This is a genomic window from Alcanivorax sp. HI0044 (assembly GCF_001634945.1).
Genome location: NZ_LWEZ01000295.1, coordinates 1 through 1717 on the forward strand (window position 1 = coordinate 1; position 1717 = coordinate 1717).

2 protein-coding genes are annotated in these 1717 nt (G+C 58.4%); both read left to right on the forward strand.

What is annotated here, in order from left to right; genetic code table 11:
• The first annotated feature begins 449 nt into the window (after nucleotides 1–449).
• On the forward strand, nucleotides 450–896 hold the full coding sequence (locus tag A3730_RS03610; RefSeq protein ID WP_063519068.1) for a Dps family protein: 447 nt from the start codon (nucleotides 450–452) through the stop codon (nucleotides 894–896).
• A 214-nt stretch (nucleotides 897–1110) separates the two neighbouring features.
• A partial coding sequence (locus tag A3730_RS03615) for an efflux RND transporter periplasmic adaptor subunit (protein ID WP_156500860.1) occupies nucleotides 1111–1717 on the forward strand: 607 nt, incomplete at its 3' end.

Here is a 1717-nt window from a genome sequence, read left to right on the forward strand (position 1 = left end):
CGACACCACCAGGATTACCGTGCCGGCGATGCTCATGGCCGCGCCAATGCCATGAGTCAGGCCATTCAACCACGCTTCCAGAATCGAATAAGGAGGTTCCGGATTGGGGGCTACAGCCATTGGCGGTCTACTTTCGGTTAACGGATGAGGTTGCATCATGCCGAGACGTCGACCCGGGTGTAAAGCGCCAAATCGGACAGATCGGCAGATTGATTTTTCCTATGTGCGCGATAACGCAAATGCCTTGCCAGTCCAGGAACGTCTGTGGCGGTACCGCGTCTGATTATGTAGAAACAAGCGTTGTAGCAACAAGAAGAGAGGGCCGAAAGGGCGTCGCCATTGAAATGCGCTTGGCGAACCCAATGGTGTTAGGGAGTACGTTTCCCGGCAATCAACGGGAGCGCCCTTGGCTCTGCTGGCAAGGACAATACTGGAAAAGGAGGCACTCCATGATTGAACACAACAAGCAGGTCGCTGAAGAACTGAGCAAGCTATTGGCCGAGAGTTACACCCTCTATCTCAAGACGCACAAGTATCACTGGAATGTGACCGGCCCCATGTTCCACAGTCTGCATCTGCTGTTCGAGCAGCAATACATCGAGCTGGCGGAGGCGGTGGACACCATTGCCGAGCGTATCCGCGCGCTGGGCTGGAAGGCGCCGGGCAGCTATGCCGAGTTTGCCAAGCTCTCCACGGTGCAGGACGCCACCGGCGACCCGGATGCGTCCGGCATGATCAAGGAGCTGGCAGAAGACCACCGTCGGGTGGCGGAGCGTGCCAACCGGGTATTGAAGCTGGCGGGCGAGCATGAAGATGAAGGCTCTGGTGCGGTGGCCAGTGATCGTATTGAAATTCACGAAAAGTCTGCCTGGATGTTGTCTGCCCATCTGGGCTGATCGCGCCTCGGCGCACGCATTTTCTTAACCCATGACCCGGGCCGACATTCGTCGGCCCTTTTTTGTGCTGGATCTTTTCCTGGCAAGGGCGGCTCCCTGAGCCCTCGTCTGATAAGGTCAAAATTCTGCAGTTGGTGAAAAAGCTGCACCTGATACGGCCGTACCTGTGCGACAATTGGTACTAACAAGTACCGTTTAGATCGGGGAGAACACGATGAAACGTTTTTGGATGGCCCTTGGCCTGACGCTGGCCCTGTGGGGCTGTGGTGAGGAACCGCAGGCGGAGGCCCCGATGCCGCAACCGGTGAAGTTGCAAACCGTGAATGGTGGCGACGGCACGTTGCGCCACTACCCGGGCAAGGTGGTCGCCACGGAAGGGTCCGAGCTGGCTTTTCGGGTGTCCGGCCAGATGGAGCGTTTCCCGGTGCGGGCCGGGGAACAGGTGAAGAAAGGGCAGTTGCTGGCGGCGTTGGACCCAGCGGATTTCAACAATCAGCTGGCCGACCGCCAGGCCCAGTATGATCTGGCCGAGAGCCAGTATCAGCGTGGTATCAGCCTGCGTGACCGTGGGGTGATTTCCGAAGCCCAGTTTGATGAGATCCAGGCCAAGCGGCGCCAGGCCCAGGCCGCCTTGAGCCTGGCCCGCGACAATGTGAACTACACGCGCCTGAAAGCCCCTTACGGTGGCACGGTGGCCCGTACCGAAGTGGAGAACTACCAGTTCGTGCAGGCCAAGCAGCCGATTCTCTACCTGCAGGGCGACAAGAACATTGATATCGAATTTGCCGTCTCCGAGCGCTTCTTTACCAACCTGCGCAAGG

What these genes read in the sequence shown, in the direction of transcription:
- A3730_RS03610 (WP_063519068.1), top strand. Translation starts at nt 450, where the DNA reads ATGATTGAACACAACAAGCAGGTCGCTGAAGAACTGAGCAAGCTATTG.